Raw genomic sequence first — 26,073 nt, 5'->3', positions numbered from 1 at the left:
GGGCGCGGCGGAGGTACCCATGCCGCGCCCCCGCATGCGGGCGGTCGGCCGCCGTCGCCGTGCACCGCCAGGACGCGGTCGAGGCCCCAGCGGAACCGCTCGGTGCCCACGGGCTCAGGCCGCGGTCACCGACACCGCGCCGGTGCGGGTGAGCGTGCGGCCCGTGGTCTCCGGGGCCAGCCGCTGCGAGACGACCCCGCCGACCACGCACAGCGCCGCCCCGATCAGCATGCACGCGCCGACGCCGATCGTGTCCAGGCCCACGGGCAGCAGGAACGTGCCGAGGGCCGCGCCGATCCGGCTGGCCGCGGTGCCGATCCCGACGCCGCTGGAGCGCACGTCGGTGGGGAAGACCTCGATCGGGTAGACCGCGGTCAGGTTGCCCTGCAGGGCGTTGAAGAAGGCGAACACGGCCAGGCTGACGACCAGCACCGCGGCCGGTGCCTCGCCCCACACGCCCACGAGGGCCAGCGTCACCGCCATGACCCAGAACGGGATGATCAGCTGCCGGCGGCGCCCGACGTGCTCGATGGTCAGCATGCCGACCAGCGCGCCCAGCGCGGCCAGCGCGTTGACCGCGATGGTGCTGGCCCGCTCGTCGGAGAGCTGCAGCGAGGTGAACACCTGCGGGGCGAAGGTGAAGATGGCGAAGTACGGCGCGACGTTGCACGACCAGAACACGCAGACGAACAGCGTGCGCGAGCGCAGCTCGGGGGAGAACAGCCGGCGCCAGCCCGCGCCCCGCTCCTCGTGCTCGTACTCCTCGGTGCGGAAGTGGTCGGCACCGAGGAACCGGTGCACGATCTCGCGGGCCTCCTCGACCCGGCCGCGCTGGATCAGCCAGCGCGGCGACTCCGGCAGCCCGATCCGCAGCAGCAGCACCACCAGCGCCGGCACCGCCCCGGTGACCAGCACCCAGCGCCAGCTCAGCCCGGCCAGGTCGACCAGCAGGTAGGCCAGCACCACCGACACCAGGAACCCGACGTACCAGGAGACCAGCAGCTTCGACAGCCGTCGACCGCGCCCCCGCGAGGGCGCCAGCTCGGCCAGCATCGCCGCGCCGATCGCGTACTCGGCGCCGATCGCCACGCCCAGCAGGAGGCGCACGACGAACAGCTGCCACGGCTCGTCCACCACCCCCTGCAGCAGGCCGAGCACCACGAACGCGCCGATGTCGATCAGGAACAGGTTGCGCCGGCCGAACCGGTCGGTCAGCCAGCCGACCACCGGGCCGCCGATGAAGATCCCGAGCAGCGCGGAGGCCCCGATGAGCCCGGCCCACAGCGGGGACAGGCCCAGCTCGACGGTGATCAGCGGCAGCACCACGCTGAGCACGCCCAGGTCGTAGCCGTCGAGGCCCTCGCCCCACGCGGTGGCCAGCGTCATGCGGCGCAGGACACCGCGTTCGCGCTCCCGGCGCGGCCCGGACCGATCGTCGGGACTGTCCTGCTCGGCGTCGGCGGTCATCGGCTCGGAGTCCCTTCCACGGCGGACCGGCGCCGTGGGGGCGCCGGGGTGCGCCCGAAGTACCCGCTCCTCGCCGACTCAGCCGAGCTGATCGGTGGCGCGTGCGCGCCGGCGGCGCCGCAGCACGACGAGCGCCGCGAGCGCCCCGGCCGAGCCGAGCACCGCGGGCCGGGTGACCGCGGCCACCGCCCGCTGCCCGAGCTCCTGCACGCGGGGGCGCGGGTCGAGGCGGGTCGACAGCTCGGCCAGGGTGGCGGCGAGGTCGTCGCGGGCCTCCTCGACGCGTTCGACGTGCTCCTCGGTCAGCCGGCCGACCTCGGCGCGCAGCTGCTCGGGGGTGGCCGCGCTGCCGTCGACGTAGGGCCGCTGCGGGTCGAGCGGGACGACGTCGCCCCGCCCGCGCCCGGTCCCGCGGTCCGATCCCTGGGTGCTCATCCGCTCCGCCTCTCCTCCGGCTCCGCCGCACTGGCGGGATGACCCCGGCGCGGCGTCCGAAACCGTGCCGGGGGACGTGCGAACTACCCGGCCGCGGCCACCGCGACCCCGAGCTCGGCCGCGGTGCGCCGGAGGGCGGCCCAGGTGCCCGCCGAGAGCGGCACGCCGCCCGCGGTGCGGGCGGCCCGGGTGCGGGCCTCCGGGTCGCCGGGGGCGAGCACCGGCTCGGCGGCGTCCGCGGGCCGCGCCGACAGCACCCAGTCCAGGTACTCGCGGCCGATCCGCTCGAACTCCTCGCGCGTTCCGAAGTGCTCGGGCGACAGGTAGACCGAGAGCATCCCGTTCGCGATGCCGGGCGGCCCCCCGGGCGGCCCGGCGCACCCGCCCCCGGTGAACGCCCCGGCCAGCAGCTCGACCACCAGCGCGAGCCCGGAGCCCTTGTGCTCGCCGAAGGCCCGGATCGCGCCGGTGCCGTTGGCCGCCGAGCGCAGGTCGGTCTCGGCGTAGTCGCCGTAGAGCACGCGGGGGTCGCCGGAGCGCTCGCCGTCGGCGCTGATGAGCGCGTCGGGCGGGAGGGGCTTGCCGCCGTGCGAGGCCACCTGGACCTTGCCCTCGGCCACCAGCGACGTGGCGAAGTCGAGCACGAGGGGGCGCCCGGGCAGCGGTACGCCGATCGCCACCGGCGCCGTGGAGAAGCGGCGCTCGACCGCGCCGAACGGGGCCACCAGCGCCGAGCGGGCCACGTTGACGAAGTGCAGCGAGATCAGCCCGGCGGACAACGCGGTCTCGACGTAGCCCCCGACCCGACCGATGTGCCCGGCGTTGCGCAGCGCGACGATGCACGAGCCCTGCGCCCTCGCCCGCTCGACGCCCATCGCCACGGCCTCCGCGGCGACCGTCTGGCCGAGGCCGGCGTCGCCGTCGAGCACCACGAAGGCGCCGCCGTCGGTGACCACCCGGGCCGAGCGCCCGGCGTGCACGTGGCCGGCGCGCAGCCACTGCACGTAGAGCGGCACGCGCACCACGCCGTGGCTGTCGTGCCCGGTGAGGTTGGCCCCGACCAGGTCGGCGGCGACGCGTCGCGCCTCGGTCGCGTCGCAGCCGGCCGCGGCGAAGACGTCGCGGACCGTCGCGGTCAGCAGGTCGACCGGGACCACCTCGACCTCGCCCGCGGTCTCGCCCGCCCCGTCCGCCCCGCCCGCCGCCGCGCCGCCCGCCCCGTTGCCCGCCACGGTGCCAGTATGGCGATCCACACCGGCCGTGGGGCCGGTGCTGCGGTCGGGATGCGGGAGGTGCCGGGGTGCGCGACGCGCTGCGGGCGGGACTGATCACGATCACCGGGGCGGGCGGCGACGCGATCGACGCGTACCTGGCTCACCCGATCGACGGCCCTCCGACGGGAGGGGTCGTGGTGATCCACCACATGCCCGGCTGGGACGCCGGCACCAAGGAGATCACCCGCCGGTTCGCGGCGTGGGGCTACGCGGCCATCTGCCCCAACCTGCACCACCGCGACGCGCCCGGCGCCGACCCGGACGACGCGGCGGCCGCCTCCCGGGCCGCGGGCGGGGTGCCCGACGAGCGCATGCTCGGCGACGTCGGGGCCGCGGTCGAGCACCTGCGCGGCCTGGGCTCGGCCAACGGCAGGGTCGCCACCATCGGCTACTGCTCCGGTGGGCGGCAGTCGCTGCTGGCCGGCTGCCGGCTGCCGATCGACGCCGCGGTCGACTGCTACGGCGCGTTCGTGCTCAGCTCGCCGCCGTCGGCGATCGGCATCGACTGGGACCCGATCGGTGACGCGCTGGTCGACCTGCGCTGCCCGGTGCTGGGCCTGTTCGGCGACGAGGACCGCAACCCCACCCCCGAGGAGGTCGCCGAGCTCGACGAGCTGCTCACCCGCCACGGCAAGGAGCACGAGTTCCACAGCTACCCCGACGCCGGGCACGGGTTCTTCTCCACCGACCGGCCCGCCTACCGCCAGGCCGCCGCGGTGGACGGCTGGGAGAAGGTGCGCGCCTTCTTCGGCCGGCACCTGTCCTGACCCGACCCGATCCCGAAGGGCTCGCCATGTGCACCTACAACACCGAGCAGACCGCCGTCGAGGGCAGCGCGAAGGGCCGGTCGGGCTGGGTCCCGGTGACCCGGGCGACGGTCTACTACGACCACCCCGTGCACGCCCGCGCCGATCACGCGCTCAACATCGACCTCGTCGACCCGGCGCGCGGCCCGGGCGACCGGGTCGCGCTGGAGCTGACCGCGGAGTCGGCGCTCGCCCTGGTCGACGCGATCCACGCGGCGCTGGCCTCGGTGCCCACGGCGATCACCGGGCTGCCCGAGGAGACGGCCGGCCGGGTCGCGCGGCAGGCCGCGCTGGCGGAGGTACGCCGTGCCGCCGTGCCCGCGGGCTCGAGCACCCGATCCCGGACGGGGTCGTGGAACGACCGGCCTGCGGCGCGCCCGGCCGGCGGCCCCAGCACCACATAGCCCCCCGTGCCCGCTCAGTCGACGATGGTCAGGTCGGCGATGTCGACCTCGATGTGCGCCCCGGCCTCGACCAGCGCCTCCGCGTCGACCTCGGAGAACTCGGGTCGTTGGGCGAAGTCGGGGCCGTGCGCCACGACCTCGCCCACGAAGCGGACGCGCTGGCCGCCGCGGATCTCGTAGGGGCTCTCGCCAGCGGTCGAGAGCTGGACCCACGCCGACTCGCCGCCGGCGTCGACCCAGAAGCCCTCGTCGCCGGGCACGCCCTGCACGTCGGTCGCCTCGGCGACGACCGAGCGCCCGACGACGTCGCTGAGGTCGCTGACCTCCTGCAGGTCCAGCGGGCCCGCCGGGTCGTCGGCGGCGTCGCGGTCGGCGGGCTCGGGGGGCGCGGTCACGACCACCGTCTCGCGGTCCTCGGCCGACTCCCGCGCCGAATCGGGGGTGCTCGCTCCCCAGAGCAGCGCGATGAGCAGGCCGATCGCCACGACCGCCCCGCTGACCAGCACGATGGGATCCCGCAGGTATCGCCGCACGTCACTCTCCGTCCCCGAGCCCCGACAGCGCAGAGTTGCCGGGGGCGGCCGGATCCAACCGCGCGATCGGCGGGCGGCGGCGCGGTCGGATCGGGCCGGTGGGTCCGGCGCGGGCGCATCAGCCCGCGTGCGGCGCCTCGTCCTCGTCGGGGAAGCCGGCGTCCTGCCGCTGCTCCAGGACGTCCGCGAGCGGCGCGTCCGGATCGACCTCCACGCCCCGGTCGATCGTCTGCTCGTCCTCGACGACGTCGCGCGACTGCTCGGCGACGTCGGCCTCGGGGCGTTCGGCGCTGCTCATGGGTGCTCCTCGGGTCGGGCCGGTCGATCTTGCACCACTGCCTACCCCGGCCGGCGGCCCGCGACACGGTACGCCGCGGACCGCCGCCGGGTCGCGCGCCCGTCAGTCGCCGGTCGATCCCCCCAGCTGCCCGGACAGGTGCTTCATGACACCGTTCGGGCCCTCCACCTCGGGCAGCCCGCGCAGGGCCCCCACGAGGTCGTCGGGTGCGCCGTTGTCCTTCGCCAGCGCGGCGAGCTCGTCGCCGTCCATCGGGTAGTCCGCGCCCTTGAGGGCCTTCTGCACTTCGGTCACCTGGAATGCCATGGGCGCCGCGTACCCGTGGGATGGGCCGCCACGCGCGGAACGCCGCACCGATCCGGTGGCTCAGCGCGCGACGGGGGTGGCCGACCGGAGCCGCTCGGCCAGCCCCAGCGCGCGGTCCTCGCGCAGGCTCTGCAGGGCGGTCAGCGTGGCGTGGCCGCGGGCCAGCAGGGCGCGGTCGCAGTCGGCGTCGTCCTCGTCGTCGCCGGTCTCCACCTCGCGGAGCTTGACCCCGGCGTCGCCGATCTCGTCGACGAGGCTCTGCACGATGCCGCGCTGGGCCAGCGACGCCTCGCGCAGCCCGAGCACCTCGTCGGCGGGCAGATCGGGCACGTTCAGCGAGAGGGTGGTGCTCTCCGGGCTGTCCATGAGCAGGCCGAGCACCCCGGGCACGTGGGCGGCCGCGGTGTCCCAGTGCGGGTCGCGCGAGGGGTTCAGCGGCACGTTCAACGACACGGCCAGTCCGCGGTGCTCGAGCAGGCCCGCGGTGAGCGCGGCCCCGACGGTGCCCGAGTGCAGCACCGCGCGCCCGACGTTGGCGCCCCGGTTGATGCCCGAGAGCACCAGGTCGGGAACGGGGTCGAGCCAGCCGTGCAGGGCCAGCACCACGATGTGGGCCGGCGCGGCGCGCACGGCGTAGGCCTCGACGTCGGGCAGCTCGTCGAGCGTCACCCGCTCGACGAGGGTGCGCCCGTCCTCCTGGACGGCGGTGATGGACGCGGCCGCGCCGGAGTACTCGCGGTCGGGCGCGGCGACGACGACGTCGAGACCGGCCTCCCGGGCGGCGGCGGCCAGCGCCACCAGTCCGGGGGAGCCGATCCCGTCGTCGTTGGTGATCAGGGCACGGGTGCGGGAACGCTCGGGCACCCGGGCGTATACCCCGTTTCGGGGGCGGTAACTACCGGCTCAGGCCGACTTCGGGTCGGCCGGGTCGGCCTGCTGGTAACCGGCGTTCTGCGCCTGCCACATCCAGCGGGCCTCCTCCAGGTCGGCGGTCAGCGCGATGAGCAGGTCCTGGCTGACCAGGTCGGCCTTCTCGGTGTCCTCGATGCGCGGGCGCACGCGGCGCGCCACCACGTCGACGGACTCGAAGACCTGCCGGACGGCGTCGCGGTCGCTCACCCAGCCGCCGGCGAACTCCGGCACCCCCGAGGCCGCGGACACGGTGCGGGCGCGCCCGTCCGGGGAGACGCCGATCGCGGCCAGCCGCTCGGCGACCTTGTCGGAGTACGTGCGGGCGGTCTCGACCAGCTCGTCGAGGTGCAGGTGGATGTCGTGGAACTGGCGTCCGACGAGGTTCCAGTGCGCCTGCTTGGCCACCAGCGAGAGGTCGACGAGGTCGACCAGGGTCGCCTGCAGGGCGGCCGCGGTGATGTCGCGCTCCTGGTCGCCGAGCGGGCTGGTGATGGGCTGTGCCACGGTGCTCTCCTCTTTCCGTCGTCTCGTCTCTTCCCCCTGATCAACGCCCCGCGGATGCACGGTCATCCGCGGGGCGCGCCGACGTGACGGGCGGAACAGCTCAGCGCAGCTCGGGCAGCACCTGCTCGGCCCAGCCGCGGAAGAAGCCCTCGTGGTCGGGGCCGACCTGCTGGACGTACACCTCGTCGACGCCCGCCTCCAGGTAGGCGCGGACCTGCTCGACGTGGGCCTTCGGGTCGTCGCCGCAGACGATCGCCTCGGTGACGGCGTCGCGGGGGACCAGCGTCATGGCGTCGGCGAAGTCCTGCGGCCGGGGCAGGGTCTGGGCGAGCTGGCCGGGCAGCAGGTCGTTGGCCCACAGCCGGTGGGCGGCGTCGATGGCGCGCTCGCGGTCGGGGTCCCAGCTGACCTTCATGCCGGCCTGGACCGGCTTGGAGCCGCCGCCGGAGTCGCGGAACGTGCGGACCAGCTCGGCGTCCGGGCTGACGGTGCAGTAGCCGTCGCCGATGCGCCCGGCCAGCTCGGTGGCCTGCGGCCCGAAGCCGGAGACGTAGATCGGCACCGGCTGCTCCGGCCGGGTGTAGATCCGGGCCTCCTGCACCTCGTAGAACTCGCCGTGGTGGCTGACAACCTCGCCGCGGTGCAGGAGCCGGATGACCTCCACGGCCTCCTCCAGCATGGCCAGGCGCTGCCCGACCGAGGGCCAGGGGTCGGCGAGGATGTGCTCGTTGAGCGCCTCGCCGGACCCGACGCCCAGCACGAACCGGCCGTCGAGCTGCACGGCCGCCGTCGCGGCGGCCTGGGCGATGACGGCCGGGTGGATGCGCATGGTGGGGCAGGTGACCGCGGTGGTGACGGGGATCGAGACGGCCTCGGACAGCGCGCCGATCACCGACCAGACGAACGGGCTCTGCCCCTGCTCGTCGTTCCACGGGTGGAAGTGGTCGGAGATCCACAGCCGCTCGAAGCCCGCGCGCTCCGCCGCGCGGGCCTGGGCGACCAGCTCCTTGGGGCCGTACTGCTCGCAGGACAGGAAGTAGCCGATGCTCGCCATGTCCTGCCGGTACCCGGGCGGGATCGCGCCAACCGTCGGTCGACCGGGCCGCACCGCCCGGTCGACCCGGTCGGATCAGCGGTTGCGGCGCCGCCTGCGCATGACCAGGAAGCCGAGCACGACGCCACCGATCGCCGCGGCCAGCAGCTTGGAGCGGCGCTCCTCGTCCTGGGCGGCGGCGCGCACCTCCTCCAGCGCGGTGCCGGCCTTCGCCCTGGCCTGCTCGACGGCCGGACCGGCCTTGAGCTTGGCCTGCTCGACGGCGGGGGCGGCCTTGGTGCGGACCTGCGCCACGGCGGGTGCGGTCCGCGTGCGGACCTGCGCCACCGCGGGTGCGGTCTTCGTGCGGACCTGCTCGACGACGGGCGCCGCCTTGACCTTGGCGTCGCCGATGACACCGGCGACCTTCGCCTTGGCCTGCTCGACGGTGGCCTTGGCCTGCTCGACGGCCTGCTCCCGGCTGGCCTTGGCCCTGGCCGGCACGTCCAGCCGGGCGGCGAGCTCGGCGGCGGTGTCGCCCAGCTCGGCGCGCTCCTCGGCGATCCGGGCCCGCAGCTCGGCGGCCTCCGGGGTGGCCGCGGAGTTCGTGTCGGTCATGCGGTCACCCCGTTGTTCGGGCCGCCGTGCGCGGCGGCCTTGACGGTCTCGACGTCGCGCTTGGTGCTGGCGATCGCCTGCTCGGGCACCGGCGGGGTGGCGGCCTGGAAGCGGTTCTTGGCCACCAGCGCCAGCACGCCGCCCACGGCGACCAGCACCACGCCGACGATCAGCGCGGCGGCCCAGACCGGCAGCACCAGGGCGAGCGCGGCCACGGCCGCGGCGATCAGCGTGAGGCCGCCGCCGAGGGCGAGTACCGTGCCGGCGCCGGCGAGCCCGGCGCCCACGCCCATCGTCTTGGCCTTGGCGGTCATCTCCGCCTTGGCCAACGCGACCTCGTCGGTCACGAGGGTGCGGGTCTGCTCGGTGAGTCGGCGGACGAGGTCGGAGGTCGAGAGCTCCTCGGGTGGGCTCTCGACGGGGTGCGGTGAGCTCATGGCGCGGGATTACCCGGTGCACGCGCTGTCATGCCGCCACCACGCGTTCGGTCGAACGGCCGGGGCCCGGCCCACCCGTCCAGCGGGCGGGCCGAGCCCCGGCCGATCATCCGTGCGGACTACTCGCGGTTGAGCTTGTCCTGGGCCAGCCCGGCCACCTTCTCCACGGTGTTGGGCAGCTCGGTGGTGCCGTAGAGGCGGCTGTCCGGGTGCGTGGGCGGGGGCATCGGCGCCGACGTGGTCGGGCCGTCGTGGTAGGTGAACTCGCCCTTGCCGTCCGGGCTCGGTCCCTTGGCCCAGCGGCCGTCGCCGGCGTGCGCGCCGTCGCTGAAGTTGAGGTACTGGTAGCTGACCTCGGTGAACTCCTTGTTCTGCGGGAAGTTGCTGGGCGTCGGCAGCTTCTCGGCGCCCTCCTCCTGCAGTTCCGCGGCCGCGGCCAGCCACATGTTCTGGTGCATGGTGTCGCGGGCGAGCAGGAACGACAGCAGGTCGCGCACGCCGTGGTCGTCGGTCATGTGGTAGAGCCGGGCCACCTGGACGCGGCCCTGCATCTCGGCGTTGGCGTTGGCGGTGAAGTCGGCCAGCAGGTTGCCGCTGGCGGTGATGTAGCTGCCCTGCCACGGGTTGCCGTTGCTGTCCACCGGGCGGGCGCCCGCGCCGGCGACGATGGCGTGCTGGACGTCGGTGCCGCCGACGATCGCGGCGACCGTCGGGTCGTCCTGCACGGCGTCCTCGGTGATGCCCAGCGGCGACTTCTCCAGCAGCTGGGCGATCATCGTGGCCAGCATCTCGACGTGGCCGATCTCCTCAGAGGCGATGCCGAAGACGAGGTCGCGGTACTTGCCGGGGGTGTGCATGTTCCAGCCCTGGAACATGTACTGCATCGCGACGCTGATCTCGCCGTACTGGCCCCCGAGCACCTCCTGGAGCTTGCGGGCGTAGACGGCGTCGGGCTTGTCCGGTGTGGACTTGAACTGGAGTTCCTGGCGGTGGAAGAACACGGTGCTCCTCGTCGTCGGTTGGGGGCGTTGACGCACGGGACGTGCCCCGGTGTCCCGGCCACAAACGCGCGCGCGGACCCCGATCAATGATTACGACGAACGGCGGAATGGCGATGGTGGCGAATGCGGAGCGTTAACCTCCGGCCGGTGACGACCTTCACCGCCGCGGACGGCACCGCCTTGGCCTGCGGCCGCATCGGCGCCGGCCGCCCGCTCGTCTGCGTGCCCGGTGGACCCATGCAGGCCGCGGTCTACCTCGGCGAGCTGGGCGGGCTACCGGCTCACCGCGAGCTCGTCCTGCTCGACCTGCGCGGCACCGGTGCCTCGGCGCGCCCGGCGGACGCCGCCTCCTACCGCTACGACCGTCAGGTCGACGACGTGGACGCGCTGCGCGCGCACCTGGGCCTGGAGGGGCTCGACCTGCTGGCCCACTCCGCCGGGGCGAGCCTGGCGCTGGGCTACGCGGCGCGTCACCCGCGGCGGGTCGAGCGGCTGGTGCTGGTCGCGCCGAGCCCGCTGGCCGTCGGCGTGGCGGTGCCCGACGCCGCGCGCCGCGACGTGGCCGGGCTGCGCCGGGACGAGCCCTGGTACCCCGCGGCGGCGGCGGCGCTGCGCCGGATCCAGCGCGGCGGAGCGGAGCAGGGCGACTGGGCCGCCATCGCCCCGTTCACCTACGGGCGGTGGGACGCCGCGGCGCGCGCCCACGCCGCCGCGGGCGACGCCCAGAAGAACGCCGAGGCGGCCGCGGCGTACTACGCGCCCGGCGCGCCCGACCCCGCCGCCACCCGCGACGCCCTGCGCGCCCTCGACGCGCCGGTCCTGCTGCTGGCCGGCGAGTACGACGTGGCGCTGCCGCCCGCCGTCGCCGCCGAGGTCGCGGCCCTGCTCCCGCGCGCCGAGCTCGTCGTGCAGCCGGGCGCCGGGCACTTCCCGTGGCTCGACGACCCCGCCCGGTTCGTGCGCACCGTCACCGGGTTCATCGGCTGAGCCCTCCCGGGGCGCGTGCTAGAACTCGCCGGTGCTGACGGTGCGCGGGGCCGAGCTGGTGTGGACCGGGACGGCGGAGCGGCCCGGCGCCGAGGTCGCGGTGGGGGCCGACGGGCTCGTCGTCGACGGTCCGGTGGCCGGTGGGGTGCTCGACGCCTCCGGGTGCGTGGTCACCCCCGGCCTGGTCAACGCCCACCACCACCTGCTGCAGACGGCCTTCCGGACGCTGCCGGGCACCCGCGGGGTGCCGATGCGCGAGTGGCTGCCGCGGATGGCCGCGGCCTACGCGGCGGTCGGCGTGGACGACGAGCTCGCCAACGCCGCGGCGGAGGCGGGGCTGGCCGAGGCGCTGCTGTGCGGGGTCACCACCGTCGCCGACCACCACCTGACCTGGCCGGAGTCGACCGGCGACGGGGTCGGGATCGTCCGTGCCGTGGCCGCGGCGGCGGGTGGGCTGGGGGCGCGGCTGGTGTTCGTGCGCGGCAGTGCCCGCGACGATCCCCAGTCCGCCGCGGCCTCGGCCGACGCCGTCGCCACCGCGCTGGCCGGCGACCCGATGGTGCAGGTGGCGGTCGGGCCGGCCGGCGTGCACAGCGACGCCCCGGAGACGTTCGCGCTGCTGGGCGAGGTGGCCGCGCGGCACGGCCTGCGCCGGCGCACCCAGGCCAACGAGCAGGTCGACGTCGAGGTCGCCGCGCGGCGCTACGGGCGGCGACCGCTGGAGCTGCTCGACGAGTGGGGCTGGTTGGCCCCCGACGTCACCCTCGCCCACCTGTGCGCGATCACCGACGCCGAGCGCGACCGGGTGGCCGCGGCGGGGGTGAGCGCCACCCACGCGCCGGGCTGCGACCTGCCGATGGGCTGGGGCGTCGCGCCGATGGCCGCGCTGGCCGACGCCGGGGTGGCCGTGGGGCTGGGCACCAGCGGCGGGGGCAGCAACGACGCCGGCCACCTGCTCGCCGACGCCCGCCTCGCGATGCAGGTGGCCCCGCTGGTCGGGCGCCCGGTCCCGGCCCGGGAGGTGCTGGGCTGGGCGACCGCCGGGGGAGCGGCCGGGCTGGGCCGCCCGGAGCTGGGTTCGCTGGAGCCGGGCTCGGCGGGCGACCTCGCCTGCTGGGACGTCACCGGCGTCGCCGACGCCGGGGTGGGCGACCCGCTGGCCGGCCTGCTCTGGGCCGCCCCCGGCCGCCGCCCGCGCCACGTCGTCGTGGGCGGGCGCGTCGTCGTCCGCGACGGCCACCTCGTCGACCGCGACGAGCGCGACGTCGCCGCGACCCTGACGGCCCTGCTCACCGGCCGTGGGTGAGCACCACGGCGCCGGCCGCGGTGCCCGTCCTCACCGGTCGGCCGGTGCTGCGGGCCGGACCTCGACCCGCAGGATCCGGTCGTCGCCCGGGCGCGCGTCGGTGCCGCCCCAGGTGGCGCGGTCGGTGTTGGAGGTCATCAGCCAGAGCGCGCCGTCGGGTGCGACCTCCACCGTGCGGATGCGGCCGTACTCGCCCGCGTAGTGCTCGACCGCCTCGCCCACGGCCGCGCCGGCCTCGACGGGGAGCTGCCACAGGCGCTGCCCGCCGAGGGCGCCGATCCAGAGCGAGCCGCCGGCGTGGGCGACCCCGGACGGCGAGGCGTCGTCGGGATGCACGGTGAGGATCGGGGCCACCCCCGTGTCGCCTTCGACGCCCTCGGTCTCCGGCCAGCCGTAGTCCTGCCCGGCGCGCAGCGCGTTGACCTCGTCCCAGGTGCGGTGGCCCAGCTCGGACGCGTACGCGGTGCCGTCCGGCCCGAAGGCGATGCCCTGGACGTTGCGGTGCCCGGACGAGTAGATCGGGCTGTCGCCCGGGTTGTCGTCGGGCACCGTGCCGTCCGGGAGGATGCGCAGGACCTTGCCGTTGAGGCTGGCGCCGTCCGCGGCGTTCGCCGGCTCGAAGGCGTCGCCGGTGCCGATCCAGAGGTTGCCGTCGGGCCCGAGCGCGATGCGCCCGCCGTGGTGCCGGTCGGCGGTCTGGATGCCGCTCAGCAGGACCCGCTGCTGCGTGAGCGAGCCGAGGTCCTCGGCGATGCGCAGCGCGACGATCGAGTTCTCGGTGGCGCCGGAGACCGACGCGTAGACGGTGCGGTCGGTGGCGAAGCCGGGTGAGGCGACGATGCCGAGCAGCCCGCCCTCGCTGCTGGGCACGACGCCGGGCACGACGCCGACCGGCCGGGCCTCGCCGCCGGCCGCGGGCACGTGCTTGATCTGACCGCTGAGGCGCTCGGACACCAGCGCGGACCGGTCCGGCAGGAACGTCAGCCCCCAGGGAGCCTCGAGGCCGGTGACGAGCTCGGTGGGTTCGCCGAGCGTCGCGACCGGCCCCGCGGCGGATCCGCCGGAGGCCGCGGCCGGCGCGACGGCCGCAGGTCCGGCCGGTGCGCAGGCCGTCAGGGCCAGGACCGCGACGACGATGGCGCCCAGCGCCGAAGCCCGGTGTGGGTGGCGTGGCATGATGGTCCTCCAGCGCAGATATGGACTGTTCGGCCATTTGTGAGGCTAGCAAGCTTATGGACGCTCTGTCCATTTCGAGGAGGCGGTGATGGCGGAGGCACCCGTGGTGCGCCGCGGACGGGGCCGGCGCCCGGCCGCCGAGGTGCGGGCGGGCGTGCTCAGCGCCGCCGGCCGGATCCTGATGAGCGACGGGCTCGGGGCGGTGACCTTCGAGCGGGTCGCCGCCGAGGCGGGCTCCAGCAAGATGACGCTGTACAAGTGGTGGCCCTCACCGGGAGCGCTGGCCGCCGAGGCGTACTTCGCGCGCAGCGAGCAGGTCCTGGACTTCCCGGACACCGGCGACCTGCGCGCCGACCTCACGGCGCAGGTATCGGCGTTCGTCGGGCTGCTCGTGCAGGGTGGCGCCGGGCGCCCCGTCGCCGAGCTCATCGGCGCCGCCCAGACCGACCCGGTGCTGGCCGCGGCCTGGTCGCAGCACTACACCAAGCCCCGCCGCGAGCTCGCCAGGGTGCGGCTGCGCACGGCGCAGGAGCAGGGGCAGCTGCGCGCCGACGTCGATCTCGACGTGTTCATCGACCTGCTGTGGGGCGCTTGCTACAAGCGGCTGCTCGTCCCCGACAACGAGTTCGACGCCTCCTACGCCGCGACCCTCGTCGACCACGCCCTCTTCGGCGTCGTCCCGCGGGCCTGACGCCGCGCCCCGGTTCGACCCCGCCGGGCCCACCGGCCGGTCAGGGCAGGACGGGCGTGCTGGTCCAGCCGGTGGGGGTGCGGTCGTAGCGGGTCTTCGTGGGCGGGGTGGTCTCGGTGCCGGCCTGCCAGAAGTCCAGCCGGTGCGGCACGAGGGCGATGGTCGTCCAGCTCGGCGGGGCGGCGGCGGAGGACTCCCTGGTCGCGGCGGCGTCGAACGCGGCCCGCACCGCGTCCGGCGCCACCCCGTACACCGGCCCGGACAGCCCGGGCAGCAGCTCCTCGTAGGCCCAGGCCACCAGCTGCAGCTGCCGCGGCCGGGTCGGGAAGGCCGCCCGGCTGACCGCCGCGTCCAGCTGCGCCGCCCGGCCGGTCAGGGTCGCCTGCCGCCCGAGCGCTGGCCAGTGGAACACCCCCGAGGCGCGCGGGTCGGCGTCGAGGTCGACGGTCTTGCCGGTCGGGGTCGACGAGTGGAACCGCACCGACTCGGCGTCGACGGCGGTGACGAGCACGGTGCGCGCGTGCGGGCCGTCGGGGCCGGTGGTGGCCAGGGTCATCGTGCTGGGCAGCGGCAGGCCGGCCGCGCCCGCCTCGGCCACCCACCGGCTCAGCACGGCCATGGCGTCGGGTTCGAGCGGCTCAGGCACCGGTGTGCACCACCAGCACCACGCAGGTCGCCGCCCCGAGCCGGCGGAACCGGTGCTCCACCGAGCCGGCGTAGCCGAGGCTGTCGCGGGGTCCCAGCTCCGCGAGCCGGCTCACGCCGTCCTCGCGCAGCTCGACCTCGATCCGTCCGTGCGCCACGTAGAGCAGCTCCCTTCGGCCGTGGGCGAAGAACTCGCCGTACTCGGGCGGCACCCCGACGAACTCGGTCACGTCCGCGCCGTCCGGGTCGTGCAGCAGCAGCCGCGCGCCCCCGCTCTCGACCTCCAGCAGCGGGACCTCGGCCCCGCGCACCGGTTCTTCCGGGGGGTCACCGGCGGCCAGACCAAGTAGCGTCTGCTGCGTGGTGCCGAGTGCGCTGGCGATCCGGAAGAGCGACCGCATCGACGGTCGACTGCGGCCCAGCTCCAGCTGCGACAGGAACGGTTGCGAGAGCCCGGCGGCCGCGGCCATCTGCACCAGCGTCATGCCGCGTTCGCGGCGCAATGCGCGGATCGCCCGGCCGAGGTCGGCGTCGGGCATTCTTCACACGCCCGCGAGTGCACGGTCACACGGTCGAAACATGTGCTCCCTAGCTTTCGGGCGGACGTTGATGCCGTCAATACTTCGCAGGTCGGAGCATATGTGAGCGGGAGTCGCCTGGGAATCGGCGAGCCGGGGGACACCCCGCACCTCGCCGGCGTCGTCGTGGCCGGGCTGCACGGCGTGCGGCTGCCCGACGGCGCGGTCGGCGACGTGCTGATCGACGCCGGGAGCGTCGCCGCCGCGGCCCCCGGCGAGGGCACCGCGCTCGACGCCGGGGGCTGGCGGGTGCTGCCCTCGGCGTGCGAGCCGCACGCCCACCTGGACAAGGCGCTCACCGGCTCGCGGATGGACCCGGCGGCGGGCAACGACCTGCTCACCGCGATCTCGGCGTGGCGCTCGATGCTGCCCGGCATCGACACCGCCGACATCGCCGCGCGGGCGATGGCCGCCATCGAGCAGTACGTCGCCCGCGGCATCACCGCCATCCGCAGTCACGTCGACGTGCCGCTGGAGGGCGACCGCTTCCGCGGCGTCGACGCGCTGGTCGCCGTGCGCGAGCAGCTGCGCGGGCGGGTCGACCTGCAGGTCTGCCTGCTGGCCGGGTCCGAGGCCGACGACGGGGTGGTCGCCGAGGCCGTCGCCCGCGGGATCGACGTCGTCGGTGGCTGCCCCCACCTCGCGCCCGACCCGCACCACGAGGTCACCCGCATGCTCGACGTCGCCGAGCGCCACGGCCTGCCGATCGACCTGCACGCCGACGAGCAGACCGACATCACGCTGCCCGACGACGGCCTCGACGTCGTCGACCTGGCCCGGAAGAGCATCGCCCGCGGGATGGACGCGCCGGGCCGGGTCACCGCCAGCCACTGCGTGCGGCTGGGCGTCCTGCCGCCCGAGCGCCTGGACCGGGTGGTGGAGCTGGTCGCGGCGGCCCGGATGGGCGTGGTCACGCTCCCGATCACCAACCTGTACCTGCAGGGCCGCGGGCTCACCCACGCCGCGCCCCGGGCGCTGACCGCCGTGCGGGCCCTGCTCGACGCCGGGGTGCCGCTGGCCGCGGGCGGCGACAACCTGCGCGACCCGTTCAACCCGGTCGGCCGGGCCGACCCGTTCGAGACGACGTCGCTGCTGATGACCGCGGGCCACCTGCGCGGCGCCGAGGCGCTGGCCGCGGTGACCTCCGGGGCCCGGGCCGTCATGGGCCTGCCCCCGGCGGGCACCGCGCCCGGCGAGCGCGCGGACCTGATGCTCGTGCCCGACGTCGACCCGGGCGACGTGCTCGCCGGGGCCACCGACGCCCGCATCGTGCTGCACGGCGGCCGGGTGGTGGCCGACACGCGCACCGCCCGCGCACTCGACCTCGTCCCCGACCGCTCCCGACCCGCCCTCGCGAGGTGATCACCCTGACCGGCGTCAGCACCGACCAACACAGCGTGACCGAGCCCGGGGGCGCCCGGACCCTCGTGCTGGAGGGGGTGTCGAAGCGGTTCCCCACGGGCACGGTCGCGCTCACCGACGTCTCGCTCGGGCTCGGCCCCGGCGACTTCGTGACGGTCGTCGGGCCGTCGGGCTGCGGGAAGTCGACGCTGCTGCGGCTGGCCTCGGGGCTGGAGCGGGCCACCGCCGGGAGCATCGACGTCCGCGCCGCCTCGACCAGCTACGTCTTCCAGGACGCCACCCTGCTGGAGTGGCGCAGCGCGGCGCGCAACGTCGAGCTGGTCGGGGAGCTGCGCGGGGAGTCGAAGGCCGAGCGCCGCAAGCGCGCGCAGGAGGCGCTCGACCTGGTCGGGCTGACCGGCTTCGAGTCCCAGCACCCGCGCCAGCTCTCCGGCGGCATGCGGATGCGGGTGTCGCTGGCCCGCGCGCTGGTCGCCGAGCCGGAGCTGGCCCTGTTCGACGAGCCGTTCGGCGCCCTGGACGAGATCACCCGGCTGGACATGCAGACCGAGCTGCAGAAGCTGTTCCGGCTCAAGCGCTTCGCCGGGCTGTTCATCACCCACTCGGTCTCCGAGGCGGTCTACCTGTCGACGAAGGTGCTGGTGATGAGCGGGCGCCCGGGCCGGATCGTGGCCGAGATCCCGGTGCCGTGGGACTACCCGCGCGCCCCCGACCTGCGCCACACCGCCGAGTTCGCCGCCCTGACCGGGCGTGTGTCGCACACCCTGGGGGAGCACTCGTGACCGCGCCGCGGGTCGCGCAGGCCGATGCGCCGCTGCTGTCCGAGCCGGGCGAGCCGCGGGCCGCCGCCGGACCGGATGCACCCGGGCCGTGGTGGCGCACCGCGCTGGTCCGGTCCGTGCCGATCCTCGGCGCGCTGCTGGGCATCGCGATCGTCTGGTACGCGGTCACCTACCTGGCGCTGCCGGCGAACCAGCGGTTCCTGCTGCCGCCACCGCACGAGGTCTTCGGCGAGACGCTGACCAACGCGCGCGTGATGGGCCCGATGGCCGCCGCGCTCGGGCGCACCTTCGGCGTGACGGTGGTCGGCCTGGTCATCGCCGTGGTGCTGGGCATCGCCTACGCGGTGGTGATGTCGCAGTGGCGGATCGCGGAGCGGGTGCTCTACCCCTACGCGGTGATCCTGCAGACCATCCCGATCCTGGCGCTGGTGCCGCTGATCGGCATCTGGCTGGGCTACGGCTTCCCGGCCAGGGTGGTCGTCTGCGTGATCATCGCGGTGTTCCCGATGATCGCCAACACGCTGTTCGGGCTGCAGTCGGCCAGCCCGGCCGCGCACGACCTGTTCACCCTGAAGAAGGCCTCGCGCTGGCAGCGGCTGCGCAAGCTGCAGTTCCCCGCGGCCGTCCCGTCGATCTTCACGGGGCTGCGCAACGCCGCGGGCCTGGCCGTCATCGGCGCCATCGTCGGCGACTACTTCTTCCAGCAGGGCGCGGTGGGCATCGGCGGCCTGCTGCGCGTCTACACCGAGCGCCTGCAGATCGACGCCCTCCTCGTCGCGGTCACCCTGACCGCGCTGTTCGGCGTGCTCGTGTTCAGCGTCTTCGCCGTGCTGGACCGGGCCGTCGTCGGCCGCTGGTACGGCCACACCGGGCGCTGACCCCGGTTCGGCAACCCCTCCCACCACCCTGGAGCTCCCCATGAACCGCAGGCCACCGGTCGCCGTGGCGGCCGTCCTGTCCGCCGCGCTGGTGCTGTCCGCATGCGGCGGCGGCGGCGACGCGGGCGGCGGCGACGCCGGCGCCGCGCCCGCCGCCCCGGCCGCCGAGGCGGGCGGCCCGCTCGACCTGGCCGGGGCCGGCTGCCCGGCCACCGTCGTCATGCAGCAGGACTGGCAGCCCGAGGCCGAGCACGGCGCCATGTACGCCCTGGTCGGCTCGGACTACACCGTCGACGCCGACGCCAAGGCGGTGAAGGGCTCGCTGGTCGCCCAGGGCGTGGACACCGGCGTCGACATCGAGGTCCGCCCGGGCGGGCCGAACGTCGGGTTCCAGCCCGTCCCGGCGCTGATGTACATCGACGAGGCGATCACCCTCGGCGCGGTCAACACCGAGGACGCCATCGCCGGGGCGGCCGAGCAGCCCACGGTGGCCGTGGTCTCGCAGATGACGGTCAGCCCGCAGATCCTGATGTGGGACCCGGCCAGCCACCCGGGGCTGAGCACCATCAAGGACATCGCGGCGAAGGGCGTGCCCGTGGTGACCTCCGGCGACATCATCCCGGCGCTGCTGCAGAGCCAGGGGATCATCCGGCCCGAGCAGATCGACACCAGCTACGAGGGCACGCCCGCCCGGTTCGTCTCCGACCCGACGATCCTGCAGCAGGGCTTCGCCACGGCCGAGTCCTACATCTACGAGAACGAGATCAGCCAGTGGGGCAGGCCGATCGGCCAGCAGAACCTGGCCGACTACGGCTACTCGATCTACCCCGAGCCGCTGGCCGTGCGCGCGGACAAGCTCGAGGAGCTGCGCCCCTGCCTGGAGAAGCTGGTGCCGATCATGCAGCAGTCCCAGATCGACTACCTGGCCGCGCCCGGCCCGACCAACACGCTGATCGTCGAGCTGGTCGACGCGTACCAGACCGGCTGGACCTACTCCGAGGGCGTCGCGGAGTTCTCGGCCAGGACGCAGGTCGAGGGCGGGTTCGTGAAGAACGACCCGGCCTCGGGGGTGTTCGGGCAGTTCGACCCGGCCCGGATGCAGACGATCGTGGACACGTTCGGCCCGATCCTGCAGCAGCAGGGCGCCATCCAGGCCAACCCGGACCCGACCGAGCTCTACACCAACGACTTCATCGACCCGAACATCAAGATGGGCTCATGACCGCAGCCGACAGCACCGCCGCGAGCACCGCCGAGCGGACCGCCGCCGCCTGCGCCGAGATCAGCCGTCTCGACGCGGGCGGCGTGTCCACCGACCGCGCCCAGCTGGTCAAGGTCTCCTCGGACTGGTCGCGCATGTCCCCGGTGCTGCAGGAGAAGGTGCCCGCGGGGCGCTACGTCGCCGACGCCGTGGTCCGCCCGACACGCCCGGAGCAGGTGGCCCAGATCCTGGCCGTGGCCTACCGGCACGACGTGCCGGTCACCCCCCGCGGAGCGGGCACCGGCAACTACGGCCAGGCCACCCCGTTCGACGGCGGCATCCTGCTCGACCTGCGCGGCCTGGACTCCTTCGGGCTCACCGCGGACGGCACCCTGCGCGCCGGCGCGGGCGCCCGGATGACCACGGTCGACAAGGCGATCCGGGCGCAGGGCCGCGACATCTGGATGTACCCGTCGACCAAGAGCTCGACGCTGGGCGGGTTCATCGGCGGCGGCAGCGCCGGGACGGGCACCATCGAGCACCGCACGACCTCCGACGGCTACGTCGTCTCCGCGACGGTCGCGCCGATGGACGGCTCGGGCGAGACGTTCACCGTCTCCGGCGACGACCTCACCCCCTACGTGCACACCTACGGGGTCACCGGGATCCTCGTCGAGGTCGAGGTGCGCACCGACCCCGTCCGCGACTGGACCGCCGTCTACACCGCCTTCGACACCTACGGCGAGCTGGTCTCGGTGCACCGGCGGCTGACCGGGCTGTCGGTGCTGCCCCGGCTCGCCTCGGCCGACGAGCCCGCACTGGTGCCCACGCTCACCGCCTCGGTGGAGCTCGACCCGGCCCGGTTCAGCCTGCGCGTGATCGCCGAGTCGTCCACCGTCGAGGAGCTGCGCACGCTGGTCACCGAGGGCGGCGGCGACGTCGTGGCCGTCCTGGACGACTACGGGGAGACCGACCGCCTGTCGGGCATGTCCTACAACCACCCGGTGTGGTTCCTGCAGCGCGCGCACCCGGAGCGCAACCTGTTCCACATGGAGACCAGCGGCGTGCCGCTGTGGGACCGGCCCGACGACGTCCGCGAGGTCTACGAGGGCCCGGTGCACCTGCACCTCGAGCTGTTCCAGCACGGCCCGGGGGCGATGGTGGTCGCGGAGTACCGCGGCGAGCAGGCGCTGCTGGACGGGATCCCGCGGTTCGACGCGTTGGGTGTCGGGGTGCACTCGCCGCACCAGTGGTACGTCGACCGCAACGTCGAGCTGGCCATCGAGACGGCCAAGCGCACCGACCCGAAGGGCCTGCTCAACCCGGGCAAGCTGTCCGCCGCGCCGCCCGTGGACACCCGGCTCAACATGGGGGTGCGCTAGATGGGGGTCCCCCGCTTCACCGACCTCACCGCCCCGCAGATCGCCGCGCTGCCGGCGGACACGGTGGCGGTGCTGCCGCTGGGCGCGATCGAGCAGCACGGCCCGCACCTGCCCGTCTCCACCGACCACGTCACCGCCACCGAGGCCGCGCAGGCCGCCGTGGAGCTCGCCGCGGGGGAGTCGGTGCCGGTCGTGCTGCTGCCCGGGCTGGCCTACACCAAGTCCGACGAGCACCACACCTTCCCGGGCACCATCTGGCTGTCCTGGGACACGCTGATGCGCACGCTGGTCGACATCGGCCGCTCGCTGCAGACCAGCGGCATCAGCCGGCTGCTGTTCGTCAACGGCCACGGCGGCAACTCGGCGCTGGGCCAGGTGGCCTGCCGGGAGATCCGGCGCCGGTTCGGGCTGCGCACGTTCTTCGCGCACCTGGGCGTCCCGGTCGACCAGGGCGGCACCTCGTCGGCGGCGGGCGAGCTGGGCATGGGCGTGCACGGCGGGCACGGCGAGACCTCGCTCATGCTGCACCTGCGCCCGGAGCTGGTGCACATGGACCTGGCCGTGCGCCGGGTGCCCGAGCACCTGGCCGACTACGAGCTGATCGGGTTCGGCAAACCGGTGTCCTTCGGCTGGACCAGCGACGACTTCGGCCCCGACGGCCACATCGGCGACCCGACCGGCGCCACCGCCGAGCACGGCAAGGCCGTGTTCGACGCCGCGGTGGGCCGGTTGGCCGCGGTGATCGCCGAGGCGCACCGGTTCGCCCCGTGACGCTGCCGGTCGCCCGTCTCACGGTCGTCAACGCCCTGCTCATCCCGGTCTCCGACACCGGACCCGACTGGTTCCACGGCTGGCTGACCGTCGGCGCCGACGGCCGGATCACCGGGATCGGACCGGGCGACCCGCCGGCGGTGGCCGGAGAGGTCCTCGACGCGGGTGGGGCGATGGTCGCCCCCGGGTTCGTCTCCGCGCACTCGCACCTGTTCACCTCGGGGCTGCGCGGCATCGCGGCGGGCTCGACGCTCTACCCGTGGGTTCGGGCGATGATGGAGGTCTTCGCGCACGCCGACGCCGAGGACCTCTACTGGTGCACCCTGCACGGCGCGCTCGACTTCCTGGCCAACGGCGTGACCAGCGCCTACAACTTCACCCAGTCCCGGGTGACCTGGCTCTACGACCCGGCCACGGCCTCGAACACGCTCGGCGCGGTGCACCCGACCGACTACCTCACCCGCCAGTTCGCCGCCGCCGCCGACGCCGGGATCCGGGTGATGAACGCGATCCGGCTCGACGACGAGGCGATGCCCGAGGACGAGACGCTGGGCGTGTTCGCCGACATGGTCGCGGCCTCCGCCGAGCTCGTGCCGACCGACCAGCACCTCGGGGCCTCGGTGTTCGGCGCCGTGCAGTGGGCGGCCGGGCCGCGCACGGCGCAGCTCGAGGCCGTGGTGATGGACCGGCACGGGCTCATCGACCAGGCCCACTTCGTGGAGACCGCGCAGGGCGTCGACGTGCAGCGGGCCAAGTTCGCCTGGTACGCCGACGCCGGGGCGCTCGGTCCGCGGTTCCTGTTCGGGCACTTCGTGCACCCCACCGACGAGATGGTCGCCACCGCGGCCGCCGCGGGCGCCGGGATGGTCTGGCAGCCCACCTCCAACGGCCGGCTCGGCTCCGGGTTCGCCGACGTCGTGCGGCTGCGCGAGGCCGGGATGCGGGTCGGGATCGGGCTGGACGACCAGTCCTGCACCGACATCTCCGACCCGTTCGCCAACATGCGGATGGGCCTGTACACGACCCGCGCGCTGCACACCGACGCCGGGATCCTCATGCCGCGCGACGTGCTGCGCATGCACACCCTCGGCTCGGCCGAGGTGCTCGGCGTTGCCGACCGGGTCGGCAGCCTGGAGGTCGGCAAGTTCGCCGACTTCGTGCTGGTCGACCACCGCGCCCCGAGCACCGGGCCGGTGTGGGACGTGCCGGCCACCTACGTGCTGGCCTGCGGGCTGCGCAACCTCAAGCGGGTCTACGTGGGCGGGCGACCGGCCAGCGTGGAGGGCCGGTGCACCAGCCCGCTGGCCGCCGACGCCGACGGCGAGCTGCACGCCCGGATCACCCGCGCCGCCCGGGCGGCCGGCCTGGACCCCGCCCTGTGAGTGCCGCGGCGGGCGCCGCGTCCGACACCGCGGCCTGCCCCAAGCACATGACCTACGGGCCGTGCGGCGGCGTCGGGGCCGACGGCGGCTGCGAGATCGGCACCGCTCGCTGCGTGTTCGTCGACGACCCGGTCGTGCCGTGGCGCGGCCCGCCCGGCTCCGGTGGGGTCGCCCCCGCGGGGCGGGAACTGCTCGCGATCGCCGCGCGGCGCCCGCTGGTGCTCGCCGGGATGCCCGCCGCACCGCTGTCGGCGGCCTCGATCGTGGAGTGCGGGCAGATCCTGCGCGGCGCGGTCGACGCGGTGCTGGCCGGCGACGCGGCGACCTCCCGCGTGCAGTTCCCGCCGGCCTACCGGGCGCTGCTGATCCAGGCCGAGGGCCTGCGGGTGTGGGCCGGGCTGAACTGCCGCGACCGCAACCGGGTGGCCCTGGAGGCCGAGATCGCCGCGCTCGCGCACGCCGGCGTGGCCGCGGTGCACTGCGTCACCGGCGACCACACCCTCAGCGGGCTGCGCCCCGACGCGACGCCCGTGTTCGACCTGGAGGGCACCGAGCTCGTCCCGCTGGCCGGGGCGGTCGGGTTGCTGGTCTCGGTGGCCGAGTCGCCGAACGCGCCCCCGGTCGCGCACCGCGCGGCGCGGTTGGCCGAGAAGGCCCGCGCGGGCGCCCGGCTGGCGATGCTGCAGTACTGCGGGGAGGCCGCCGACGTGGCCGCGTTCGCCGCGGCCGTGCGCGCCGCGGGCGCGGACCTGCCGCTGGTCCCGGGCGTCCCGGTGGTCGTCGACCGGCCGGGGGCCGAGCTGCTGGCCTCCTTCGCCGGCGCGGCCCTGCCCGCCGGCTTCGTCGAGGAGGTGCTGACCGCCGCCGACCCGTACGCGGCCGGCGTCCGGGTCGCCGTGTCCCACGCCCGGGAGCTCCTCGACGTCGAGGGCGTGGCCGGGGTGCTGCTGGGCGGGGGCGCGGCCGCCGGCGCCGAGCCGCGGCTGGCCGCGGCGTTCGCCGAGATCGGCCGGGAGCTGGGCGGGGGCGGCTGAGGGCCGGTCCGCCGGACGCTCGCACCGGACTACTGGCCGGGGCGATGTCGAGGAGCGGCGGTCGGCTCCGACCAGGCGGTGACGGCGCCCGGCGGGGCGCCCCGACCCCGGAGGGCACGACATGTCCGATCTCCAGCAGCAGGTGCAGGACCTCCTCGACGGCCTGGTCGCCACCGACGCCGAGGACGGCCTGCAGGCCGCGGTGTACCGGCGCGGCGAGCTCGTCGTCGACGCCGTCGCCGGGACCGCGGTGCCCGGCGCCGACCACCCGGTCACCCCCGACACGCTCTTCTTCGTGGCCTCCGCGGCCAAGGCGATCACCGCCACGGTCGTGCACGTCCTGGTGGAGCGCGGGGCCTTCGGCTACGACACGCCGGTCGTCGAGCTGTGGCCGGAGTACGGCGCGCGCGGCAAGCAGGCGACCACCGTGCGCCACCTGCTCACCCATTCCGCAGGCGTGCCGTCGCTGCCGCCCGGCACGACCCGCGAGGACCTCACCGACTGGGACGCCGTGTGCGCGGTCCTGGCCGACACCGCGCCGGTGTGGGCGCCCGGCGAGGGCACCGGCTACCACGCCGTCACCTTCGGCTTCCTGCTCGGCGAGGTCGTGCGGCGGGCGACCGGCAAGCCGATCTCGCAGGTCCTGGCCGAGGAGGTGGCCGCCCCGCTGGGTGTTGCCGACGAGCTGTTCCTCGGCGTCCCGGAGGCCGCGCACGCCCGGCTGGCCCGCTTCGTCGACGACCCGGGGGGCGCGGCGGTCTTCGCCGCGCTGCCCGCCGACCTGCCGCTGTTCCGCTTCGGCGGGCGGGAGCTGGTGCCCGACGCCGCCCTGGCGAACCGGCCCGACCTGCTCCGCCACGACGTCCCGGGCATGGGCACGGCGTCCGCGCGGGCACTGGCCCGGATGTACGCGGCGCTGCGGGACGAGGTCGACGGCGTGCGGCTGGTCTCCCCGGCGCGGCTGGCCGAGATCACCACCGTGGCCCCCACCGGCCCCGGGGCCCGCACCGACCGGGTCACCGGCGCTCCGGCGACCTACGGCCTGGGCTGGTCGGTGGGCACCCTGGGCCAGGCGCCCGCCGCGCCGACCGTCTTCGGCATGCCCGGCATCGGTGGTAGCGCGGCCTACGCCGACACGGCCACCGGCATCGCGGTCGCGGTGACCAAGAACCACCTCAACCCGGTCGAGATGACCGCCTTCGAACAGGTGCACCGGCTGGCGACGGCGGCGCTGGGGACGGGCGGCTGACCCGGTTCCGGATCCGGCCCCGGTCGGGCAGGGTGGGTCCGGATGACCGAGCAGCTCGACGTGCGCAGGGCCACCCCGGACGACGTCACGCCGGTGTGGGAGATCCTGGACGGGGCGGCCGGCTGGCTGGTCGGGCGGGGCATCCACCAGTGGCCGCACCCCTACCCGCGGGAACCGGTCGAGCGCGGCTGCGCGAAGGGGTCGGTGTGGGTCGGCGGCCGCGGTGGGCGGGTCCTGGCCACGATGCGGGTCGTCCGCGAGGACCCCGACGTGTGGGGCGTCGACCCGCTGCCCGCGCTGTACGTGCACTCCCTGGCCGGCCGGCGCGAGCCGGCGGCGCGGGGCAGCGGCGGGGCGATGCTGCGCTGGGCGGTGCGCACCGCGGCCGCCGACGGCCTGGCCGCGGTGCGGTTGGACTGCTGGGCGGAGAACCGTCCGCTGCGCGGCTATTACGAGCGCGCCGGGTTCCGCCACGTCGACGACGTCGAGGTGCGCCACGCCGGGGAGGTGTGGCGGTGCAGCCGGTTCGAGATGGCGGTGGCGCCTGCGCATTTCCACGGCGGGCAGGAGCGGTCCGCGCTGACCAAGGATCTATCGGCGCAATCCCGGCCGTTCACGGCC

The 26,073-nt window shown here is 75.3% G+C and carries 29 protein-coding genes and 1 pseudogene; 15 read left to right on the top strand and 15 right to left on the bottom strand.

What is annotated here, in order from left to right:
- Positions 1–114 precede the first annotated feature (114 nt).
- From KDL28_RS35910 to KDL28_RS35900, 3 genes are all read right to left on the bottom strand, one after another.
- The gene (locus KDL28_RS35910; protein ID WP_252445911.1) at positions 115–1,467 is read right to left on the bottom strand and encodes an MFS transporter; all 1,353 of its coding nucleotides are present in this window, start codon (positions 1,465–1,467) and stop codon (positions 115–117) included.
- 78 nt (positions 1,468–1,545) lie between these two features.
- Positions 1,546–1,902: a DUF3618 domain-containing protein gene (locus KDL28_RS35905; protein WP_252445910.1), complete on the bottom strand. Its 357-nt coding sequence runs from the start codon at positions 1,900–1,902 to the stop codon at positions 1,546–1,548.
- Between the two features lie 83 nt (positions 1,903–1,985).
- A complete protein-coding gene (locus KDL28_RS35900; RefSeq protein WP_252445909.1) occupies positions 1,986–3,134 on the bottom strand; it encodes a malate/lactate/ureidoglycolate dehydrogenase in 1,149 nt (382 codons plus the stop codon).
- Between the two features lie 68 nt (positions 3,135–3,202).
- Between KDL28_RS35900 and KDL28_RS35895 the strand changes: the two genes are divergently transcribed.
- Both KDL28_RS35895 and KDL28_RS35890 read left to right on the top strand, forming a co-directional pair.
- Entirely contained in the window at positions 3,203–3,943 is a 741-nt protein-coding gene (locus KDL28_RS35895) for a dienelactone hydrolase family protein (protein ID WP_252445908.1), read from the top strand.
- Positions 3,944–3,969: 26 nt separating this feature from the next.
- Positions 3,970–4,386 (top strand): DUF6295 family protein, encoded by a 417-nt coding sequence (locus KDL28_RS35890; RefSeq protein ID WP_252445907.1) that lies wholly within the window; start codon positions 3,970–3,972, stop codon positions 4,384–4,386.
- A 14-nt stretch (positions 4,387–4,400) separates the two neighbouring features.
- Here KDL28_RS35890 and KDL28_RS35885 read toward each other — a convergent pair whose 3' ends face one another.
- The 9 genes from KDL28_RS35885 to KDL28_RS35845 all read right to left on the bottom strand — a co-directional run bounded on the left by KDL28_RS35885 (position 4,401) and on the right by KDL28_RS35845 (position 10,028).
- A complete protein-coding gene (locus tag KDL28_RS35885; RefSeq protein WP_252445906.1) occupies positions 4,401–4,919 on the bottom strand; it encodes a hypothetical protein in 519 nt (172 codons plus the stop codon).
- A 118-nt stretch (positions 4,920–5,037) separates the two neighbouring features.
- Positions 5,038–5,217 carry a hypothetical protein gene (locus KDL28_RS35880; RefSeq protein WP_252445905.1) on the bottom strand — a complete coding sequence of 60 codons (180 nt, stop codon included), beginning with the start codon at positions 5,215–5,217 and terminating at the stop codon, positions 5,038–5,040.
- Between the two features lie 102 nt (positions 5,218–5,319).
- Positions 5,320–5,523: a DUF2795 domain-containing protein gene (locus KDL28_RS35875; RefSeq protein ID WP_252445904.1), complete on the bottom strand. Its 204-nt coding sequence runs from the start codon at positions 5,521–5,523 to the stop codon at positions 5,320–5,322.
- A 60-nt stretch (positions 5,524–5,583) separates the two neighbouring features.
- Entirely contained in the window at positions 5,584–6,387 is an 804-nt protein-coding gene (surE, locus tag KDL28_RS35870) for a 5'/3'-nucleotidase SurE (protein ID WP_252445903.1), read from the bottom strand.
- A 39-nt stretch (positions 6,388–6,426) separates the two neighbouring features.
- On the bottom strand, positions 6,427–6,939 hold the full coding sequence (locus tag KDL28_RS35865; RefSeq protein WP_252445902.1) for a Dps family protein: 513 nt from the start codon (positions 6,937–6,939) through the stop codon (positions 6,427–6,429).
- A gap of 100 nt (positions 6,940–7,039) precedes the next feature.
- A complete protein-coding gene (locus tag KDL28_RS35860) occupies positions 7,040–7,993 on the bottom strand; it encodes a TIGR03557 family F420-dependent LLM class oxidoreductase (RefSeq protein WP_252445897.1) in 954 nt (317 codons plus the stop codon).
- Positions 7,994–8,068: 75 nt separating this feature from the next.
- Positions 8,069–8,590 (bottom strand): DUF3618 domain-containing protein, encoded by a 522-nt coding sequence (locus KDL28_RS35855; RefSeq protein WP_252445895.1) that lies wholly within the window; start codon positions 8,588–8,590, stop codon positions 8,069–8,071.
- A complete protein-coding gene (locus KDL28_RS35850) occupies positions 8,587–9,027 on the bottom strand; it encodes a phage holin family protein (protein WP_252445893.1) in 441 nt (146 codons plus the stop codon). The genes KDL28_RS35855 and KDL28_RS35850 overlap by 4 nt, the downstream gene beginning before the upstream one ends.
- Before the next feature lie 119 nt (positions 9,028–9,146).
- Positions 9,147–10,028: a manganese catalase gene (locus KDL28_RS35845; protein ID WP_252445892.1), complete on the bottom strand. Its 882-nt coding sequence runs from the start codon at positions 10,026–10,028 to the stop codon at positions 9,147–9,149.
- 147 nt (positions 10,029–10,175) lie between these two features.
- Between KDL28_RS35845 and KDL28_RS35840 the strand changes: the two genes are divergently transcribed.
- Positions 10,176–11,015, top strand: coding sequence for an alpha/beta fold hydrolase (locus tag KDL28_RS35840; RefSeq protein ID WP_252445890.1), 840 nt, complete (start codon positions 10,176–10,178; stop codon positions 11,013–11,015).
- Between the two features lie 31 nt (positions 11,016–11,046).
- Positions 11,047–12,321, top strand: a complete 1,275-nt coding sequence (locus tag KDL28_RS35835; protein ID WP_252445888.1) for an amidohydrolase family protein — start codon at positions 11,047–11,049, stop codon at positions 12,319–12,321.
- Positions 12,322–12,351: 30 nt separating this feature from the next.
- Here KDL28_RS35835 and KDL28_RS35830 read toward each other — a convergent pair whose 3' ends face one another.
- Positions 12,352–13,497: a PQQ-dependent sugar dehydrogenase gene (locus tag KDL28_RS35830; RefSeq protein ID WP_252445886.1), complete on the bottom strand. Its 1,146-nt coding sequence runs from the start codon at positions 13,495–13,497 to the stop codon at positions 12,352–12,354.
- Positions 13,498–13,585: 88 nt separating this feature from the next.
- Between KDL28_RS35830 and KDL28_RS35825 the strand changes: the two genes are divergently transcribed.
- A complete protein-coding gene (locus KDL28_RS35825; RefSeq protein WP_252445882.1) occupies positions 13,586–14,188 on the top strand; it encodes a TetR/AcrR family transcriptional regulator in 603 nt (200 codons plus the stop codon).
- 40 nt (positions 14,189–14,228) lie between these two features.
- Here the strand turns inward: KDL28_RS35825 and KDL28_RS35820 are convergent, their stop codons facing one another.
- Both KDL28_RS35820 and KDL28_RS35815 read right to left on the bottom strand, forming a co-directional pair.
- On the bottom strand, positions 14,229–14,834 hold the full coding sequence (locus tag KDL28_RS35820) for a pyridoxamine 5'-phosphate oxidase family protein (protein ID WP_252445879.1): 606 nt from the start codon (positions 14,832–14,834) through the stop codon (positions 14,229–14,231).
- Positions 14,827–15,372, bottom strand: a complete 546-nt coding sequence (locus tag KDL28_RS35815) for a helix-turn-helix domain-containing protein (RefSeq protein WP_252445877.1) — start codon at positions 15,370–15,372, stop codon at positions 14,827–14,829. The genes KDL28_RS35820 and KDL28_RS35815 overlap by 8 nt, the downstream gene beginning before the upstream one ends.
- 102 nt (positions 15,373–15,474) lie before the next feature.
- Here KDL28_RS35815 and KDL28_RS35810 point away from each other — a divergent pair, with 102 nt between their 5' ends.
- The 10 genes and pseudogenes from KDL28_RS35810 to KDL28_RS35765 form a co-directional block, all read left to right on the top strand.
- Positions 15,475–16,773 (top strand): amidohydrolase family protein, encoded by a 1,299-nt coding sequence (locus KDL28_RS35810; RefSeq protein WP_252445876.1) that lies wholly within the window; start codon positions 15,475–15,477, stop codon positions 16,771–16,773.
- Between the two features lie 35 nt (positions 16,774–16,808).
- Entirely contained in the window at positions 16,809–17,555 is a 747-nt protein-coding gene (locus tag KDL28_RS35805; protein ID WP_252445874.1) for an ABC transporter ATP-binding protein, read from the top strand.
- Positions 17,552–18,433: an ABC transporter permease gene (locus KDL28_RS35800; protein ID WP_252445872.1), complete on the top strand. Its 882-nt coding sequence runs from the start codon at positions 17,552–17,554 to the stop codon at positions 18,431–18,433. The genes KDL28_RS35805 and KDL28_RS35800 overlap by 4 nt, the downstream gene beginning before the upstream one ends.
- Positions 18,434–18,473: 40 nt before the next feature.
- Positions 18,474–19,655: a substrate-binding domain-containing protein gene (locus tag KDL28_RS35795; RefSeq protein ID WP_252445870.1), complete on the top strand. Its 1,182-nt coding sequence runs from the start codon at positions 18,474–18,476 to the stop codon at positions 19,653–19,655.
- Positions 19,652–21,016: an FAD-binding oxidoreductase gene (locus tag KDL28_RS35790; protein WP_252445869.1), complete on the top strand. Its 1,365-nt coding sequence runs from the start codon at positions 19,652–19,654 to the stop codon at positions 21,014–21,016. The genes KDL28_RS35795 and KDL28_RS35790 overlap by 4 nt, the downstream gene beginning before the upstream one ends.
- Positions 21,017–21,787 carry a creatininase family protein gene (locus tag KDL28_RS35785; RefSeq protein ID WP_252445868.1) on the top strand — a complete coding sequence of 257 codons (771 nt, stop codon included), beginning with the start codon at positions 21,017–21,019 and terminating at the stop codon, positions 21,785–21,787.
- Positions 21,784–23,169, top strand: coding sequence for an amidohydrolase family protein (locus tag KDL28_RS35780; protein ID WP_252445865.1), 1,386 nt, complete (start codon positions 21,784–21,786; stop codon positions 23,167–23,169). The genes KDL28_RS35785 and KDL28_RS35780 overlap by 4 nt, the downstream gene beginning before the upstream one ends.
- On the top strand, positions 23,166–24,203 hold the full coding sequence (locus KDL28_RS35775; RefSeq protein ID WP_252445862.1) for a methylenetetrahydrofolate reductase C-terminal domain-containing protein: 1,038 nt from the start codon (positions 23,166–23,168) through the stop codon (positions 24,201–24,203). Before KDL28_RS35780 ends, KDL28_RS35775 begins: the two co-directional genes overlap by 4 nt.
- Positions 24,204–24,324: 121 nt before the next feature.
- The gene (locus KDL28_RS35770) at positions 24,325–25,452 is read left to right on the top strand and encodes a serine hydrolase domain-containing protein (RefSeq protein ID WP_252445860.1); all 1,128 of its coding nucleotides are present in this window, start codon (positions 24,325–24,327) and stop codon (positions 25,450–25,452) included.
- 42 nt (positions 25,453–25,494) lie between these two features.
- Positions 25,495–25,908 (top strand): annotated as a pseudogene (locus KDL28_RS35765) (GNAT family N-acetyltransferase); the annotation flags it as partial.
- Positions 25,909–26,073: the final 165 nt, after the last annotated feature.

The organism is Pseudonocardia humida, assembly GCF_023898865.1.
Classification (GTDB): Bacteria; Actinomycetota; Actinomycetes; order Mycobacteriales; family Pseudonocardiaceae; genus Pseudonocardia; species Pseudonocardia humida.
Note: the sequence above shows the minus strand (reverse complement) of the source record. Positions and strands in the feature narration are given on the sequence as shown.